Source organism: Pollutibacter soli, assembly GCA_029269725.1.
GTDB classification, from domain to species: Bacteria; Bacteroidota; Bacteroidia; order Chitinophagales; family Chitinophagaceae; genus Pollutibacter; species Pollutibacter soli.
This window is the reverse complement of record JARJHS010000001.1, coordinates 276,064-294,781: the sequence shown is the minus strand read 5'-3', so window position 1 is coordinate 294,781 and position 18,718 is coordinate 276,064. Positions and strand designations below refer to the sequence as shown.

Annotated in this window: 16 protein-coding genes and 1 other RNA gene; 3 read left to right on the top strand and 14 right to left on the bottom strand. The window is 41.5% G+C overall.

Annotated elements, in window-relative coordinates; genetic code table 11:
- Positions 1–3: 3 nt before the first annotated feature.
- Both P2W82_RS01250 and P2W82_RS01245 read right to left on the bottom strand, forming a co-directional pair.
- Positions 4–1,023, bottom strand: coding sequence for a dipeptide epimerase (locus tag P2W82_RS01250; protein ID WP_336514011.1), 1,020 nt, complete (start codon positions 1,021–1,023; stop codon positions 4–6).
- Positions 1,023–3,734, bottom strand: a complete 2,712-nt coding sequence (locus P2W82_RS01245) for a 4-alpha-glucanotransferase (RefSeq protein WP_336514010.1) — start codon at positions 3,732–3,734, stop codon at positions 1,023–1,025. Before P2W82_RS01245 ends, P2W82_RS01250 begins: the two co-directional genes overlap by 1 nt.
- 182 nt (positions 3,735–3,916) lie before the next feature.
- On the opposite strand from P2W82_RS01245, the gene P2W82_RS01240 reads away from it, so the two are divergent.
- Both P2W82_RS01240 and P2W82_RS01235 read left to right on the top strand, forming a co-directional pair.
- On the top strand, positions 3,917–4,066 hold the full coding sequence (locus tag P2W82_RS01240) for a hypothetical protein (protein ID WP_336514009.1): 150 nt from the start codon (positions 3,917–3,919) through the stop codon (positions 4,064–4,066).
- Between the two features lie 616 nt (positions 4,067–4,682).
- Positions 4,683–5,450, top strand: a complete 768-nt coding sequence (locus tag P2W82_RS01235) for a hypothetical protein (RefSeq protein WP_336514008.1) — start codon at positions 4,683–4,685, stop codon at positions 5,448–5,450.
- Between the two features lie 164 nt (positions 5,451–5,614).
- On the opposite strand, the gene rnpB is transcribed toward P2W82_RS01235, so the two are convergent.
- The 11 genes from rnpB to P2W82_RS01180 form a co-directional block, all read right to left on the bottom strand.
- An RNA gene (gene rnpB, locus P2W82_RS01230) (RNase P RNA component class A) lies at positions 5,615–6,024 on the bottom strand.
- Entirely contained in the window at positions 6,024–7,046 is a 1,023-nt protein-coding gene (locus tag P2W82_RS01225; protein WP_336514007.1) for a Smr/MutS family protein, read from the bottom strand. Before P2W82_RS01225 ends, rnpB begins: the two co-directional genes overlap by 1 nt.
- A gap of 98 nt (positions 7,047–7,144) precedes the next feature.
- Positions 7,145–7,609, bottom strand: a complete 465-nt coding sequence (locus P2W82_RS01220; RefSeq protein ID WP_336514006.1) for a DoxX family protein — start codon at positions 7,607–7,609, stop codon at positions 7,145–7,147.
- Positions 7,610–7,709: 100 nt separating this feature from the next.
- Positions 7,710–9,383, bottom strand: a complete 1,674-nt coding sequence (locus tag P2W82_RS01215; RefSeq protein ID WP_336514005.1) for an amino acid permease — start codon at positions 9,381–9,383, stop codon at positions 7,710–7,712.
- Positions 9,384–9,621: 238 nt separating this feature from the next.
- Positions 9,622–10,593, bottom strand: coding sequence for a polyprenyl synthetase family protein (locus tag P2W82_RS01210; protein WP_336514004.1), 972 nt, complete (start codon positions 10,591–10,593; stop codon positions 9,622–9,624).
- Positions 10,594–10,611: 18 nt separating this feature from the next.
- The gene (gene rnr, locus P2W82_RS01205) at positions 10,612–12,603 is read right to left on the bottom strand and encodes a ribonuclease R (protein ID WP_336514003.1); all 1,992 of its coding nucleotides are present in this window, start codon (positions 12,601–12,603) and stop codon (positions 10,612–10,614) included.
- A gap of 28 nt (positions 12,604–12,631) precedes the next feature.
- A complete protein-coding gene (lpxK, locus tag P2W82_RS01200; RefSeq protein WP_336514002.1) occupies positions 12,632–13,702 on the bottom strand; it encodes a tetraacyldisaccharide 4'-kinase in 1,071 nt (356 codons plus the stop codon).
- Positions 13,703–13,712: 10 nt separating this feature from the next.
- Positions 13,713–14,282: a 5-formyltetrahydrofolate cyclo-ligase gene (locus tag P2W82_RS01195; RefSeq protein WP_336514001.1), complete on the bottom strand. Its 570-nt coding sequence runs from the start codon at positions 14,280–14,282 to the stop codon at positions 13,713–13,715.
- 12 nt (positions 14,283–14,294) lie between these two features.
- A complete protein-coding gene (gene bioD / locus P2W82_RS01190) occupies positions 14,295–14,957 on the bottom strand; it encodes a dethiobiotin synthase (protein WP_336514000.1) in 663 nt (220 codons plus the stop codon).
- Positions 14,957–15,502, bottom strand: a complete 546-nt coding sequence (locus tag P2W82_RS01185; RefSeq protein WP_336513999.1) for an RsmD family RNA methyltransferase — start codon at positions 15,500–15,502, stop codon at positions 14,957–14,959. The genes bioD and P2W82_RS01185 overlap by 1 nt, the downstream gene beginning before the upstream one ends.
- Entirely contained in the window at positions 15,493–16,338 is an 846-nt protein-coding gene (locus tag P2W82_RS01180; protein WP_336513998.1) for a DUF3822 family protein, read from the bottom strand. Before P2W82_RS01180 ends, P2W82_RS01185 begins: the two co-directional genes overlap by 10 nt.
- A gap of 171 nt (positions 16,339–16,509) precedes the next feature.
- On the opposite strand from P2W82_RS01180, the gene P2W82_RS01175 reads away from it, so the two are divergent.
- A complete protein-coding gene (locus P2W82_RS01175) occupies positions 16,510–17,877 on the top strand; it encodes an MATE family efflux transporter (RefSeq protein WP_336513997.1) in 1,368 nt (455 codons plus the stop codon).
- A 169-nt stretch (positions 17,878–18,046) separates the two neighbouring features.
- Here the strand turns inward: P2W82_RS01175 and infC are convergent, their stop codons facing one another.
- Positions 18,047–18,661 carry a translation initiation factor IF-3 gene (gene infC, locus P2W82_RS01170; protein WP_336513996.1) on the bottom strand — a complete coding sequence of 205 codons (615 nt, stop codon included), beginning with the start codon at positions 18,659–18,661 and terminating at the stop codon, positions 18,047–18,049.
- Positions 18,662–18,718 lie beyond the last annotated feature (57 nt).

Genomic DNA, 18,718 nt, shown 5'->3' with positions numbered 1-18,718 from the left:
GATTTAATAAAAGGGATCAACATTGACTCCAAGACCGGGTGCGGGAACAAGCTGCAACTTAGCTTCAATATATTTCAGACCTTCAACCGGATCATCTTTTAGTAACAACGGTCCATCTGCATCAAGGTAATCCACTAACGGGCCGAGGTGAGCAATAGCTGCAGTTCCGATGGCAGACTCATTCATGCAGCCAATCATTATTTTTAAACCAAGGGAGCGGGCTTCCGTTATCATCCTTTTTGCCGGTGTAATTCCGCTGCATTTTGTAAGCTTAATATTGATCCCGTGAAATCCTTCCGAACATTTCCCCACATCCGATTCCGTGACGCAACTCTCATCAGCAAATAAAGGCAAAGGAGATATCGCTTTGAGTTTTTTAATCCCTTCCCAATCCTCTTTTGAGAGAGGCTGTTCAACCAATTCAATCCCCATTTCGCTTAAATGACCAAGGTTGTTTTCAGCATCATACATTGTCCACCCCCCGTTTGCATCAACCCTGAGAACTGCGTTTGTGCGTGTACGCAAATCCCTGAGGCGTTCAATATCTCCTGCTGTACCCACTTTGATTTTATATACCGGCCAGGGGTTATCAACGATTTTTTGAATCATTGCTTCACTGTCCGCAATACCAATGGTATAGTCAGTAACTGGCATTTCAGATGGGTCTGCAGAAAATAACTGGTACAAAGGTTTCCGCATTAATTTGCCATACAGATCCCAGGCTGCAATATCAAGTGCACAAACAAGAAAAGGATTGGAAGGAAACAGGTGATGTAAAAAATGCCAGAAACGATCCGGAGTGGTCAATGCAAAATTCTCAACAAATTTCAATTTGTTTTCAAGGTCAGACTGCATTGTTGCCGCCGGAATATTGTAATAGGCAATTTCGGGCGCTTCACCATAACCCCTGGTTCCTCTCCACTCAAGTTCCACCTGGAAAATGCGTTGGTGGGTTTTTGTTCCTTTCGAAATCGTAAACGGATAATGAAAGGGAAGTTCAATAATTCTATGGCGGATATTCATCAGTTAAAATTTGCTCTTCCGGAAGAAGCTATTAAACTCTTCAGGTCAGCATTGAAGTCTTTTTCGATCAGCATGTCTTCAAGATAGATATGCATCCGATATCTCCAGTAATGTTTCGGATTCGCGGGAACGTTTATTCGTTCTTCCTGCGGATTTATTCTGCGAAGATGCTCATCGATTCCTAAAATATCCTGCAACTGGAAAATGGCCCATTGCGCCGGCGAATGCAAATGTTGTGAAATGATTTCCTTATTAATCCAGGGTTCGCAGGTTGGTGGCGCCGCGCCATATTTTCCAAGCATCTCATTGTAAAATTTCTGCGTTTTTCCCCTGTCTTCCTCCCACCATCCGCGTATTGTACTCATGTCATGTGTTGAAGGTGTAACGACTGACAGATAAGGAGCATGCGCTGGATTTGAAAAAACAGAACTAATGTTTTTCGGCATGCGCTGAATCTCCAGGCTCAAAATACCGAGCGCCTGCATTACATGCGGCACACAATGAGGTACCATTCCAAGATCCTCACCACAAATCAACATATCCGTTGCCCTTTTCAGTGCAGGGAGTTTTTTCATTGATTCGATCTCCCAGAAATGATCCTGTCGGCGGAAAAAGTAATCGACATATAACTCGTTTAATTGCCATTTCAAATGATCGTCCAATCGTTTATAAGACGGCGTCGTCAGCATATTGATCCGGAAATGAAACTTGCCGGATACTGCCCCTCCTTCGTCGAACAAAATCACATTTGAGATAAGGTCATACAAACCTTCCATGATGTGCTGATTTTCATCCGTCGGCGATAACTGTGTGAAATGATCCAATACCTGTCTCTGCGTTTGAAACTCTGGTTTTAACGTATAGGTTTTGTCGGAACCTTCGATCAAAAATGGCTTGAATTTTTTTTCGTTTGGACCAAACATTTCCCAAAGAACTTCATCAGTGATAAATGGAGTACAGTAACGCTTATAGTCAAACCAGATACCTCTTTCACTGAATTCATTCCGATGTACGGGAATTGCCGGAACAAATCTTCCCAATATACCCTCTATAGCATCAATTGGAATCGACCATATTCTGAAAAAGCCCAGGATATGATCGATGCGGAAAGCATCAAAATAATTGCTCATTTGTTCGAAACGCCACTTCCACCATAAATAACCATCCTGCTGCATTACATTCCAGTTATAAGTCGGGAAACCCCAGTTCTGCCCTTTTATCGCGAAGTCATCCGGTGGTGCCCCGGCCTGAACATTCATATCATACCATTCTGGTGCCGTCCATGCATCTGAGCCATAACGGTTGATCCCGATGGGAATATCGCCTTTCAATATCACTCCCTTGCTGTGTGCATATTGATGCGCTTCTTTCAGTTGCTTATGCAGATGAAACTGAATGAAATAATGGATGGCGATCTTATCAAAGGATTTACTTTTCTTATCGCTTAATTTTTCAATTTCCTTTTGATTATAAACTGAATACTGCTTCCAGCGTGAACAATCCGGCGTATCGTATTTATCGCGGAGGAAACTGAATGCTGCGTAAGGAACCAGCCAATACCTGTTCGATTCAAAAAAAACATGGTATTCTTCGTCGCTGAAAGTCTCCTCCTTCATTGTCTCATACAACAGACTTAGCGCTTCCAGTTTTAATTTTATCACAGACTCATAATCCACTTCCTGCAGATGGTTCAGATGATCTCCTTTCTTTTTAAATGGTTTTACTATGGAAGCATTTTTCTTACCGGCTACTTTTTCGAGATTGATGTACAATGGATGCAACGCGAAAGCAGAAATAGCGGAATAGGGATAAGAATCCACCCAGGTATGACTCGAAATAGTATCATTTACAGGCAACAACTGGATCAAACGCATACCTATAGCCGAAGCCCAGTCTGTTAAAAGCTGCAAATCAGTGAATTCACCCGTTCCCCAGCTTTTTTTACTTCTCAGAGAGAAAACCGGGATAGCTACCCCACTACCCTTCCAGGTATTATTCGGGAGATGAACAAACCCATCGTGAATAATGATAGTCCTTTTTTTATTTGCCGGCTTAAACAGATTTCTGTTTGAACCCGCTTCGAATCGTAGAAACTCTTTTGTCTTATTATTGATTACACCATACTTGTATTCAATGGGAAATGAAACGTGAGTAAAATTCAATTTTATTTCAAACCAATCCCCTTTGTTTTCCAATGGAAGAGGTTTTAAAACATCCCAGTTGTTTAAAACTTCAGACGATCCAAGCAAACATACTGTCTCATCTTTATGTAACAATGGCGCTTTCACTCTGAAAATATGTGTGGCACCCCGGTACTGCTTAACCGGAGTCGATTTTTTCCGTTCCGGCAATAGAACATTTCTGAATGGAGAAGTATAAAAAACATTTTCAAATTCACCAGTATTATTCCATACATCCACCAGTTGAATTTCCGGTGTTTTTATTGCAGCAACGGGAATGAGTCTGTCGTCTTTAAGTTCAATTATGGGATCATCGCCATCTGTTTGAAAAATATATCTATAACTGATCCATTCCTGCGCCTGCAATTCATCATCCGGAACTTCAATCTGAAGTTGCCAGAATTCATCGCTCTGGTATTGCATTCTGACTGCTTTGCTGAAATCACCTGACCCCAATTGTGGAATCGAACCCGAGATGCTGAGGTGTTGGCCAGATCGTGTATAAAACCTGACAAAAAAATGGAGTTTCATACGAGCAAGTTAGTTTGGGAGATTAAATATAGTGTTTAAACTAAAAAAGTGTAGGAATTACACAAAACATCCCGACTAATTCAGATAAACAAGGGCATTATTCTGATATTCAATCAACGAGTTTGTGTTTCAATATTTGTTTTTCTCCGTTGCGGCCTTATCTTCGTGAAAAATTTAACTGCATGGATAAGAGATCGAAAAATATGTATTGGTTACTTTTCTTCGTTTCTCTGATAGTTGCCGTTCTCGTTTACTTTTATCTGCCTTCAATGACTTCAATAACGATTGTACCGGTCGTTACCACTTTTGTGAAGGCACTCGATCTTATCTAAACTAATTCATTTTTATTGTTGTTCATCTTTTCCGGGTGGGATGAGTTCACCTGAACCAGCTCGGCTTTTGAAATCCGGAAAAGGGAGCTTCCCCATTCCTGATCTTTGCCTCTTTACTCCAATCTGCGCCCCAAAAAGCTTCGCTAATAACTTTACCTGCCAGCCATCCTTTTTAAACAGCTTCCATCCCGCGATTTTTATAGTTAACATTTCATTTGTAACAATGATCTCATTTTTGCGTCTCTTAATATTAGAAAAAAGAAAGTTCTTTGAAGATTATTCATAAAATAAGTGTAGAACGATTTCGTTTTAGTAAATGAAGACTTGAAAACGAGGTGTTTTTAGATAGATTTCAAAAAAGCGATAGTGGGTGTTTGCAAATGTGAAAGATAATATTTAACTTTGCGCAGCCATTTGAAACCTGAACCTCCGCTCCCCGGCACTTACGGACACCGGGACCTAACCAGATAATCAACCCGCGGAATTTCTACCATCAACATACTTGACCATTTATAACGATTATTGACCAGACATAGTATTATGTATAACAAGGTAGCGGTCTTAGACTATATCTTTGTCATACAATAGAACAAGAAAAGTAAACAATAGATAGTATATGAAACGTAAGATGGAAAAAGTGACTCCAAAGGCAGGAACACTTAAACAAGCTAACCAACTCATGAGGACCGGAAAGAGTTTATCCGGAAAATTGAGTGCCTTCGTCCTCATGGCAAGCATGGCTTTCTCAACCATGTCATTCGTTCAGGATGATGACACTTTGAATAAAAGTGCAGCATTGACAAACGTTGACAAGACTGAAAAAACCGAAGACTGCTGTTCAACAGCAAAGCCAGCCGCTAAAAGAAATGAGCGCAATGTTTACAGGCTTTACAATCTGCCTTCAGCAGAAATGATCAGGAAATCTGACAATGAAGCTTACACGAATCTGCGTCATTCTTTAACTGAGAGCAAACTTAAAGCTCTGGCAATGCTGATCAGTGAATCAGACCGCGCAATCAACAATGAGTTTAAAAAAGAAACTACTGTTGATATGAGCAACACTTTCAGCAGCAATTCAGCTGATGAGATGATTGGTGACCAGTTCAAAGCAGAAAACATTACAGTAATCGGAGCAGAGGCTGGTAACAATGCAGACGTGGACATGAATGATGTATTCACAGCAGAGGTTGCCGGAATCAAAATCGACGGATCAGTTGCGTCCGGTGCTGACGAAGATCTGAACAATGATTTCCAGGCTTCAGTTATCTGGGAAAGCTATCCTTCTGCTGAAATGATCAGCAAAGCAGATGCGGAAATTAATTTCAATCACACGCAGGATTTGAAATACAACAGTTTCGCAAAAGCGAAAACTGCTAAAAAATAAGTTGGTTTTGGTAGGGCCTGCATCGCAGGTAAAAAAAAGAGATAAAGCCCCGTTATGGGGCTTTATTATTTATTTGAGCGAGTCAAATATGAGGTTTTACGTTTAACGTTTAACGTTTAACGTTTAACGTTAAACGTTAAACGTTAAACGTTAAACGTAAAACCAAAAACTACAAACCTGTAAGCCGGATTCTGTTTCCCGGTAAAACCGGAATAGTCATCATTTATCTGTTTCGCAAATTACTTCGCGAAATCAATCTGCCTACCCATTCACGACTCCCGAAGAAGATCAACCGAGTCAGCTGATTTCCGGTTTCCCGGAATCCGTGAACCTATGTGGCATTTCAGCACGCAAGGTTTACCCGAAATAAATATTACTATTTATCCCCGGAAGCTTTTACCTCCCGTTTTCACCATTTCCTGCCGGAAAAATCCGACAGGTTGTTATTTTCTGTGGCACTATCTGTCCCGCCAAAGTAAAACTCTGACAAGCCCGGTTGTTCGCCGGTACGATGCTCTGTGCTGTCCGGACTTTCCTCCCCATGTTTTCATGAAGCGATGACCCGGTTTGTAGTTATTTATTAAAATAAATTTCTGTCGCTCCGTAACCAAATGAAGGATGATACCTGTTTACAAATGACTTTACTTCTTTTTTTAAACGAAGAAGATCATGGATTTCATCACGCAGCTTTCCACTTCCTACACCATGTATTATAATCAACGAATCAAGATGATGATAAATGGCCAGTTCAAGATATTTTTCAAACGTTCTCAATTGCAGATCCAGGATTGCATAGGTATCCAGTTTCTCCCAACGATCATCAAGTTTCTCTATGTGTAAATCTACAACTGATCTCGCCTGTTCAATATAAGTTCCCGCTCTATCGGCCTGGTATACACGATACCCGGCTTTCGAAAGTAAATTGAAGTTCGTTTCCTTTTCCTCTTCCACCCTTTCCGGATATTCATTGAACAACAAATACGAAAAGTGCGCCAGCTGCTTCATCCGGATCTCCTCCACCTTCTGAAAAAACTGTTTTGGCTTTACCTTGACAGATGCTTCAAAATGTGCAGCCTTCTTTTTATCCGGGATCTTCAACGAGAATTCAAATTCAAATTTCGGATTGTCGTTCACTCTGTCAAAAGGTACATCGTGCAAATAAAAATCAGCCCACGGTAAAATTTCATTTTTCAACCCGAAATCGGACCCGGAGATATACTTTAATGTATAGTTGAAGTTGAGATGATCGGATGTTTGATTTACAAGAAATATTTTGAAATAATCCACAACGTCATCATCAAAAATATCCTTATCAAAAACGGGGAGAAATATCAACCATACTCCATTGTCAACCTTATATTTCGCCGAAGGCTTTTCTCTTTTCAGCGACTCGATTTTGGGCGCAATTTTTTTAACTGGTTGTGCATTTTTCTTAGTGAACCGGCTGAAATAGGGAAAATCAATCTGGTCGGTATGAACAGGAAATTGTACACCATTGACTTCAACCGTCACCATTTTCTCATTGATGAAGTCAATAATTTCTCCCTCCTCTCCTGAGTGTAATAACAAAACCCTGTCACCCTGCTGATATTTCATTTCTTGCTCACTCCTGATATTTATTACAGGACAGCAAATTTACATAAAATCCCGCACCCGCTTAAGCGGATGGAAGCATAAAGCAGAATAGAGCTTAGTTATTTTTTCAGAACACCACCTTCTTTTTCTGTATGCGTTCCCATATAGTGGTCGACGGAAATCGGTCCACTCCCTTCGATCAGGAAGAATCCCAGCAACAACAAAACCAGGATTGCCATCCAGATTTCTGTGAAAGGTGTAAATATTCCTCCTTGTGCGTTAACGACGAACAGCGCCCCGAGAAGTATTGGTATCTGAATAATGCAGGCGAAACGGGTTAGTAGTCCAAAAGCGATTAATATGCCACCTATAATGTGTGCAAAAACAACATAGTGTGCAAGAACACCTGCTGACATTGCTGTCATAAAACTGCCGGAGCTGATTGTGTTTGTCAGCTGATCCATATTGTTTACAAATTCCAAACCTTTTAGGAACAGGAAAATGCCCAAAACAATCCGGATGAAATCAAGCCATTTCGGGTGATGAGTATCACCCCATTTTTCCAATCGTTGAATGAGGTTCATAAACTGCAGATTTAAGTGAAAGATCTATCCTAATTTAAGTTTTTCTGAAGAGAAGAACAAAAATCAATTTCCACAGCAGTTTTTTAGAAAAGTTGCGATTTTAGGTTGTTAGCCTGCTTCTTCTGAATCCATAAAGAAAATAAATAGCAAGCCCTAACGCCATCCATCCGAAAAATACCAGCCAGCTTTTTGCAGGTATCTCTATCATCAGATACATACAACAAAGTACTCCCAACACAGGTATGAGTGAGTAATTCCTTACAAAACTCAGTATCGCAAATACGCCGGCGATGATGATAAAAAGAATAAATAAAAGTTCCTGGTAGCCTTCGGAACCGATTTTGCTCAAATCATTCATGATCCTTTCCCGCATCAGAAACACAAATAAAATGTACAGAGCTGGCACAATCCATTTTCCATTGATATATAACAAACTGAATTTCCCTGGTTGTTTTGCAATTTTTGGAAGAAGTAATACTCCGCCACTTACCAGAACAAAAGCAAAAAGGGTACCGATGGAAGTAAGATCTGTCATTAAACCATCATCTGCGAAAAGCACAAGGATGGCTACCAGGGCGCCGGATAAAAGCGTTGCGAATGATGGAGTTTTAAACCGACTATGAATTTTTCCAAATTTCGGAGGAAGCAATCCATCGCGACTCATGGCCATCCAGATGCGTGGCTGCCCCAGCTGAAACACGAGTAATACACTGGTCGCAGCTACAACCGCGCTGATTGAAATAATAAACCCGATCTTCTTCATGTTGATTTTTTCAAACACGTAAGCGAGCGGATCAGCAACACCTTTAAATTCGGAATAGTTTACCATCCCAGTGATAACAAGAGCAGTAACGATATAAATCACCGTACAAATCAGCAAGGAATTTAACATACTCTTCGGAAGATCACGTTGGGGATTCTTACATTCCTCTGCTGTAGTAGAGATCGCATCAAAACCAATATAGGCGAAGAATACAGCAGACACGCCTTTCAACACACCCGACATTCCGTTCGGAAGAAATGGCGTCCAGTTTCCAGTTGTATCATTTGAAAATATATACCATAGCCCAATTGCTGCGATAAATACCAGTACAACGATCTTTAGCAGCACCATAAAATTAGCCGTGCGCTTACTTTCCTGTATACCGATGTATGCAAGTAAAGTAACTAATGCTACCACGATAAAAGCCGGCAGATTAATGATAAATCTAAACGGACCGATTTTTGGAGCGGTGTTCCAGATAAGATCAGCAACCGGTAAGTTTTCGGCGATAGCTTCTTCATAAGCGAGTTTTGCAGAGTGGTACCCGGTGGTGAGGTTTTCCGGAAGATGTAATCCGATTGCCTTTAATATATTGTTGAAATAAGCGCTCCAGCTGATAGCCACAACAATATTTCCGATAGCATATTCAAGTATCAGCGCCCATCCAATTATCCAGGCAATAACTTCCCCAAAAGTCACGTATGAATAAGTATATGCACTACCGGACAAGGGTATACGCGAAGCAAACTCTGCGTAACACAATGCGGTAAATCCGCAGGTAACAGCTGTGATAATGAACAACAAGATCGAACCGGGTCCGCCATCATATGCTGCAGATCCAATGGTTGAAAAAATCCCGGCGCCGATAACAGCAGCAACACCCATCAGGGTGAGATCCCTGACAGTAAGGACTTTCGACATCTTTCCGCCGTGCAGACCATCTGTTCCACCTGCCTCTGATTCAGTAAGTAATTTTTCAATTGATTTTTTCCGGAAAACCGAATTTGCCATGTAACGGATTTATCCGGTTAAGATAATGATAAATAGTTCATAGTTCAATGCTCTTGGTGCATAGTTTCGCTGGCAGTTGTCGGTTGGCAGCCTGCTTGCCGGCAGGCAGGTTGTAAAAAAATGGAAGTTGAAATGATCACGACTGTGTCCTCCGATAGCTATCGAAGCCCACTGGCCACTGCCTTCTGGCCAAATACCCTAGGCATTTATACATTGATAGCACATCCGGAACCCGCAACTACTTCTCTCTTTGCACCAGGTACGCAGCCAGCTCAGTCAGGGGCTTTTTACGGGAAGATATCACAGCAATTTCTTCCAGGTGATACATTGCTTTAGTTATGTAAGTTTCTTTCAGATCCTTGGCCCATGCATCAATGCCGCAGGATCTGAAAATGTTTAATACTTTTTCAACTTTGTCTGGGCCGTTAGTTGTCAGGAGATGTTCCAATTCTTTTTTTGATTCACCTTTTGATGTGGCAAGTGCATGAATCATTAAAAATGTTTTCTTGTTCGCCATGATATCACCGCCTACCTGTTTTCCGAATTTTTCGGGATCACCAAATGCATCCAGGTAGTCGTCCTGCACCTGGAACGCGATCCCCAGGTTTTTACCAAATTCATACAGATGATGCTGGTTGTTTTCTCCGGCGCCACCAAGAATAGCTCCCATTTGTAAACTGGCAGCGAGCAAAACGGAAGTTTTTAACTCAATCATTTTTATATACGCCGGCAAATCAACTGTCGCCGCTTTTTCAAAATCCATATCCAGTTGTTGCCCTTCGCAAACTTCCATCGCTGTCCGGTTAAATAAGTGCATTATTCTTTTCAGATAATGAACATCAATTTTATTCAGGTATTCATAAGCTACAACAAGCATCACATCGCCACCCAATAACGCAGTTGCCTCACCATAGGCAGCATGAACCGTTGGCTTTCCGCGCCTCAACGGGGCTTTGTCCATAATATCGTCATGCATCAATGTGAAATTGTGAAAAAGTTCTACCGCTGCGGCGAGATGAAAAGCGTCAGGTAATATTTCATCAAAAAGTTCATTGCCCATCAGGCTCATCACCGGTCTCACCCTTTTTCCTCCCAGACCCAGAAAATATTCTGCGGGGTCGTAAAGAGTCGAAGGTTGAAGAGGGAAATGCCTCTGATTAAAATAAGCTTCAAAACGGGGTAACAGTTCTTCAAACTTGTGCATTGCCATTGTAATCTGCAGAATTTATTATTTCCCTTTTTTCTTTTTCTTCGTTGTTAATATAGCATCCGACTGCAACACCCATTCGTAATCGAGCTGCCTTTTTGTTAGATTGGCAGCTATCACTCTGATTGTAACGTTATCGCCTATCCGAAACGTTCGACCGCTTCTTCTTCCTGCAAGGCAATATTCGGATTCGATAAGTCTGAAATCATCAAACTCCTGCAGACTGAAAACACTTACCAGTCCTTCGCATTTATGTTCAACAGTTTCTGCCCAAAAACCAAAACTGGAAACTCCGCTGATCACTGCCTTGAATTCCTCACCTATAAACTGACTCATAAATTCAACCTGCTTATACTTATTGGCAGCTCTTTCAGTTTCCATTGCAGCTCTTTCACGCTCACTGCAATGCTTGCACTTCTCTTCCAGCTTTTTATCTGCCTTTACCTTTTCCGTCAGCACCTGCGTCAGAATCCTATGCACCAAAATATCCGGGTACCGGCGGATCGGCGAAGTGAAATGACAATAGTGCTCGAATCCAAGACCGTAGTGCCCAATATTTTCAGACGTGTATACGGCTTTCGCCATCGTCCTTATACCCAGTTGCTCCAGCACATGCTGTTCGGGCAATCCTTTCGCAGCTGTCAGCATTCTGTTGAATGACGATGCAATTGCTTCCGGCGATTGTGTTTCGAAACGGTGACCAAACTTTTTCGCAAATTCAATAAATGGAATCAGTTTTTCTTCATCAGGCTGATCGTGCACCCTGTAAGGGAACGGTATCGGTTTCTTATTGATTTTTACGCCAGAAACTTTTTCCGCCACAACCCTGTTTGCAAGCAACATAAACTCTTCGATCAATTGATGCGCTTCCTTACTTTCCTTTATTACTATGCCGATGGGTTTGTTATTCTCATCCAGCTTAAACCTTACTTCCTGCGAAGAAAAGTTGATCGCGCCGTTTTTAAATCTTGCCTTTCTGAAACGCTGAGCTAGGTCATTTAGTACCAATACCTCGGTAGCATACATTCCCGCCCGGGTTTCGATTATATCCTGTACCTCCTCATATGTGAAGCGGTAATCGGAGTGAATAATCGTTCTGCCAATCCAATACTGTTTTATTTCAGCTTTTGAATTCATCTGAAATATGCACGAATATGTAAGCTTGTCTTCTTTTGGACGTAAAGAGCAGAGTTCGTTCGAAATCCGTTCAGGAAGCATCGGAACCACCCGATCAGGCAGGTAAACTGAAGTTGCACGTTCATAAGCTTCATTGTCGAGGGCTGTTCCTGTCTCAACGAAATGACTCACATCAGCAATATGAACTCCGATTTCATACTCCCCTTTCTTCAGGACGCGAAAACTGATGGCATCATCAAAATCCTTGGCATCAACGGGATCGATAGTGATCGTCAGGATTTTCCTCATATCCTTCCTGTTTTCAAGGTCGGTAGCACTTACCCCTTCGGATATCCGTTCGGATTCTTCGACGGTGTCTTCGGAAAATTCAAGAGGGAATCCATTCTGCACAATCAGTTCTTTCATTGCGATGTCATTCTGATTCTCTCCTTCGATCACAGTGAGCACTGTTCCCTTCGGATTCTTTTCATCGCGATTCCATTCTAAAAGTTTTACTACCACCCGATCTCCGTTAACTGCGCCATTGAGTTGTGAAAGCGGCACAAAAAAATCAGGCGTGGACTTCCCGCTATCCGGAATAAAAAAAGCAAAATCATCATTCACTTCAACATGACCAATAAATTCGGTTTGCTTTCTTTCAAGAATTTCAATCACCTGGCCTTGAAGTCGACCGGTTCGCAGGTTGCCCTGTTTAAGCTGAACTACAACTTTATCGCCATGAAAGGCTTTGCGATAGTCGCCAGGCCTTACAAGTATATCCTGTTTCAAACCATCTACGATAACGAAAGCCATACCGGATTTGGTAATATCCAATATACCGGTATAACTATGTGGATGTGGCTTGTTCTTTTTTGCTGAAGAATTTTTCCTGCCCATAATTTAATGCTGTTCTGTTAGTGTATCATCATTCCGGTTGAATATGATCGCCGGTCTTATAACTTTCAATGAAATTTACGACTAAATCATTAAAAGCCATAGCCCTGTTGAAGAGAAAGCTTACAGTAATTGGTAGGACGTATAGAGGCAACGCCTGTAATTCTTCTTTGAACTTTATCAAACGAACTGCATCTTTTTCGGTTGTGACAATAATTTTTTCTTCGTGCGAAATGCTATTAAATCGTTTTCGTATTTCTTTAAGATCATCAAAACTAAAAATGTGATGATCATCATAGTACATCGCATCATAGGACTTTGTTTCATCCTGCAGATATTTTTTCAAAGGTTCAGGATTTGCTATTCCACAAACCAGCAATACTTCCGTGTTCCTGTTGAGATGCCGGTTACTTCGATCAATGATATGATACGGTAATCCGTACCTGATCGATGTAAAAAACAAATGCTGATGAGGAAGTGGCTGAAGTATGTTCCTTACTTTTGACTGCTCTGACTCATGCATTCCAGCTTTACATTTTGTTACTATGATAATATCGGCTCTTTTTGCACTGTCTTTCTGATCTCTTAAATCACCAGTCGGGAGAAAAAAATCATTTGCATACAGATTACTGAACTCAGTGAGCAAAATATTCAGGCCGGCAATAATCGATCTGTGCTGATATGCATCATCGAGGATAATAGTTTTGATCTCCGGACGATCATACAATAGTTGAGGTACTGCTTCGATACGTTGCTCTCCTACTGCTACTGCAATTTCAGGATGCTTTATATGAAACTGCATTGGCTCATCGCCGATCTCAATGGCTGTGGTTTGTTCAGTTGCCAGTATATATCCCGTCGTTCTTCTTTTGTATCCCCTGCTTAAAGTTGCAATAGCATACCGATCTTTCAATAATCCGATCAGGTATTCAACCATAGGTGATTTACCTGTGCCACCAACCGACAGATTACCTACGCCGATGATTGGAATATTAAATCCGGTGGATTTTAAAAAACCTTTGTCAAATAAATAATTTCTAATGATGACTATCGCGCCATAGACCAGGCTGAAAGGAAACAACAGTATCCGAAATGATCTCAAAAAGATGTTATTAAAATTCATAGCTCCTTTCCGGTGTGATGCAGTAATCCAATCGTTGATCAAAGTTATTGGTATCGCTTATCTTTTCAACGGCATCGAAAAAAGAAAGACCTATGCGCATGGCATCGGGCCTGCATTCTGCCAGGAAACGGTCATAAAACCCCTTCCCATAGCCGACACGAAATCCGGACAGATCAAATGCGAGGAGCGGTACGAAAATGATATCGAAAACCGACGCATCCAATTCAAGTCCTTCGGCAGGTTCGGTCACGCCAAACTGATTTACCAGGTATTCGGTGTTATCATTGATTACCACATGTTTCATCAACCCACTATTGAAATCAGCTACCGGTGCCGCACACACCATTCCGGGATTTCTGAAATGTAACCAATCAATCAATGGTTGAGGGTCCGGCTCCCTCAAATTGGAAACAGGTATATACGTATGGACAGCTTCAAGGAATGGAATATCGAGCTTTTGAAACTGAATCAGTATCAGATCCTGGTTGACGGCCAGCTCTTTTGGTGTAAGCGCTGCTCTTTTGGCACGATATGTTTTTCTAAGTTCTTTTTTAAGCATCAATGCTGAATTTCAGGTAGCCAAACCGACTTTCACAAAATGAGTTAAAGCTGATTTTAAGCGCCTGGCCTGCGAGGAAACAAACGATGTATCCGGCGCTGCGTTAAAAGGTATTGATCCGAGAGAATCTATTCCCGACCATTTCACTATTTCATCTTCATAATTCATAAAATGATCATTAAAAATCCATCGTGCACTGATATTTCCGGTACTTTTTATTTTCTCTGCCGTGAGCAGTGAATGATTGATACTTCCCAGGTAATTCCGGCTAACAATGATCAGCTTTGCTTTTAAAGCAACAACCAGGTCAAGCACTTTTTCATTTTCGTTTAGTGGTACCAGTAAGCCACCAGCGCCTTCAATAATCAGTGGGTTTAAGCTCTTCTCCATCATTTCATGTGCACGCTGGCAAATCGTATCAATGTCAATTTGCAGATGATCTTTCCTGGCGGCAAGGTGTGGTGAAGCTGGCAGTGTCAGTAGATACAGTTCTTCATGCACTTGTGAAACCGGATTCGAAATCAACGTCTTTATCCGTTCTGTATCGGTACTTTCATCGAGGCCTGCCTGTACCGGTTTCCAGTAGTGTCCGCCCAAAGCCTCAGTAATAATTGCTGAAGCAATTGTTTTTCCAACTCCGGTTCCAATACCGGTTATAAATACCGGCGCGTCCATTAATTTTCCTTATTTAAAAAAATAGAAAATATGGTAGTTCCATATTTTCTTTCTGTTCTATAATGATCGAATTTTTTATAATCGTTCCTCGGCGTGTGTTCCAGGACAAACCAGCCGTTGGGTTTCAGCAATTTTTTCTCGAAAATCATTCGCGGCAACTCATCTATCTCTGCAAGTGCATACGGGGGCCCTGCAAAAATAAAATCGAAATCTTCCCCACAGGCTTTAATAAAACTGAATACTTCCTGTTTCACCAGTTTTATATTTTCTATACCCAGGTTTTGTATGGTATTACCGATGAACGAAAACATCTTAGGGTCTTTCTCTACAATGGTCAGATCCGGCACTCCACGTGAGGCGAGTTCATAGCTGATCGCACCGGTACCGCCGAAGAGATCAAGCGTTTTTAAAGAAGGATATTCCAGGTTGTTATCCAGGATATTAAACAGACCTTCTTTTGCAAGATCCGTTGTAGGTCTTGTATGTGGCATATTTGCCGGAGGCTGAATCCTTCTGCCGCCCCACTGGCCGCTGATTATACGCATAATCCCAAACTGAAAATGGGCGTGAAAAAATGTGCAGGATAAACATCAAAAGCTTCGTCGTAAGAAAAATAGCCCGGTCTCGGATCTGTTTCAACATGAATAAAATACTTCATGATCTCCGTATACAAAACCGATTCAGTATCGATCAATCCACATACTTTAACGGGTATATCGTCTGTTGACAATTCAAACTGGTCCGCAATATTCAACATATGGTACGAAGCATCTTCAGGAATATCATATGGGAATGTCTGTATTAATTGCAACTGATGATCTATAAAAACAGTGAGTATGATCTGGTTGGGATAAAAGATCGCATATATGAAAGATGGCGGAAAAGATTTGCGGCGATGTTCAAGAATTTTAAGAATCGTTGAATACACATGAAAATAATTTCCCCCAGGAAATAATCTGCTGATCTCATCCTGATAAAACTGAGGTATACGGTAAATATTCTTCATGTCTGCGACATCCGTACTTTCAGCAATCACAACACCAGTATTCAAATCCCCATGTATTGAAGAAAGGATCTGATCCTTATAATTTTCCCTGTACATTTTTTCAGGCAACAATACACTTTCCTTGGTATTATAAGAAATCAGAACGCGATTGAACTGATTCTTCAAAAAACTATGGGAATCCAGCAATTCACGAAGATCTTCCTGGCGTATACTGTTTTTCAATTGATAAAACTCGAGCCCCACAAACCGGCCGGAAGTTGATATCATCACAGCAAAAGCAAGGTGGCCCGCACCAAAATCAACATATAAGTTGGTGCCCCTGAAATTTATCTTGTCAAAACCTTCCTGCCTGATATTAAAAGAAGCGTGCAGCATGCTTTTTCGTTAGTATAAAACAATAATACCAATAGTTCGCGTAACATCAGTTTACACTGATCTTCTTACTAATAGCGGTAAAGATAATGATTAGGTATTGGTAAATTTTATCCAATGCAACCGCAATGCAAATAGCCTGCCTACTTTAGTGAACAGGTTAATGTTGTACGTTTGCTTCCTATTATGGCACAGGTGGCGGTAAGCGACAATCTCAAGCTGGATATCAACTACCGGCAGATTCTCAGTATATCTCTGCCGATCAGCTTTGCTATGCTGGTTCCACAGTTTAATTACCTGATAAACAGTTTTTTTCTTGCCAGACTTGGTCCCGGATTTCTGGGCGCTGCAGGTATTACCGGTGTCTATTACCTGATTTTTTCAGTAGTAGGATTTGGGTTGAATAATGGATTGCAGGCGCTGATCTCAAGACGGGCAGGCCAGGATCGGTTACAGGACATCGGAAGTCTTTTTGTACAAAGTATTTACCTGACGTTAGGCATTTCTGTTTTTGGAATTCTGCTTACATACCTTATAGCGCCAATGATTCTTCAAAAGGTCATTGATCCGGAATTGTATCAGCAGGCAGATTCATTTCTCAAGATCCGCATTTTCGGTTTGCCTTTCCTGTATCTCTACCAAATGAGGAATGCGTTGATGGTAGGTACGAACCAGAGCAAACTGTTAATATGGGGAACACTTGCTGAAACACTTTCCAATGTATTCCTGGATTATGCCCTGATTTTTGGCCATTTCGGCTTCCCCCGACTGGGTTTTAATGGTGCGGCATGGGCCAGCATCAGTGCCGAATTTATTGGTATGATGTCCATGTATTTTATTATCCACTGGAAGGGTCTGGGAAAAAGGTTCAGACTCTTTGCTGATATGAGTTTTAAGCCTGAGCAGATGAAACTGCTTTTCACTCAATCGTCCCCGTTAGTACTCCAATATGCCATCAGTATTATCAGCTGGGAATTTTTCTTTATTCTGATTTCGCATCATGGTCGCCTTGCATTGGACATCAGTCAGTTCATGCGCCTGATGATGGGATTTTTCGGTGTAATTATCTGGGCATTTGCTGCCACCTCCACTACTATGGTGAGTAATATTATCGGGCAGGGTCTGCAGGATCGTGTTGTTCAATTGATCAATAGGATAGCCGGGCTGAGCTTCGGAATAACCATTTCAATTTTACTGATACTTCAATTTTTTCCGGCCACACTGCTGGGTTTTATCCAGGATCAACCTGAGTTTGTACGGGAAGGGATACCTGTTTTCAGGATTGTATGTTTTGGTATTGCACTGATGTCGGTTTCCAGTGTTTGGTTGAATTCGGTTATAGGTACCGGTAATACGAAAGTGAACCTGCTTATCGAATTCATTACCATCATCGCGTATTCGATATATATCTATCTGGTGCTCTCCTACTGGAAGCTACCCATCACCTGGGGCTGGGCATCCGAAATATTGTATTGGCTGAGCATGCTCAGTATGTCATTCTGGTATATCAGGAGTGGACGGTGGAAAGGAACAATGGTGTAATGGTAAAGCCGTAGTTATGGACATGCAGCGCCGGCAAGAGCTTTTATAAAACCTAAATCCATGAGTAAAAATAAAAAGTTAGAGCCGCCAAATATGGCGGCTCTAACTTTTTACTAAGTGGGCTGTTCTGACTATGAACTATCAACTATAAACTTTGAACTTCTTTGGACTATGAACCGCTCTTCACATCTGCTTTTTTCTTGTGACTTTTAGGTGCGATTACCATCAGCATGCGCTTTCCTTCCAGTTTTGGCAGTCCTTCAACCTGTCCGAATTCAGCGAGGCGTTCAGCAAATTTGAGCAATACCAGCTCACCTCTCTCCTTGAACATGATCGCTCTACCCTTGAACTGTACGTATGCCTTCACTTTGTTTCCTTCCTGGAGGAACTTCTCCGCGTGACGGGCTTTGAAGTCGAAATCGTGATCATCAGTACCCGGAGTAAACCTGATCTCTTTCAGTTCAGCTGATTTACTCTTGGCCTTGATCTCTTTCTCCTTTTTCTTTTTATCGTAAAGAAACTTGTTGTAATCAACAATCTTGCAAACAGGCGGATCTGCCTGTGGTGAAATTTCAACCAGATCAAGTTCCTGCTGCTGTGCAATCCTGATTGCTTCTGAAGTTGGATAGATACCTATTTCTACATTGTCACCAACCAATCTTACCTGGGGTACCCTGATGTAATGGTTGATTCGGTGTTCTGGTTCTTTCCTGGCGTTAAATCTGCCTTTGAAACCTCCTGGTCCGCCGCTTCTACTGCCAAACGGAGTTTTTTGTAATGCCATAGTTTAATTTCTTCAATGATCAGCCGGCAAACTGTCTGTTGAAGGCTAACATTTGTT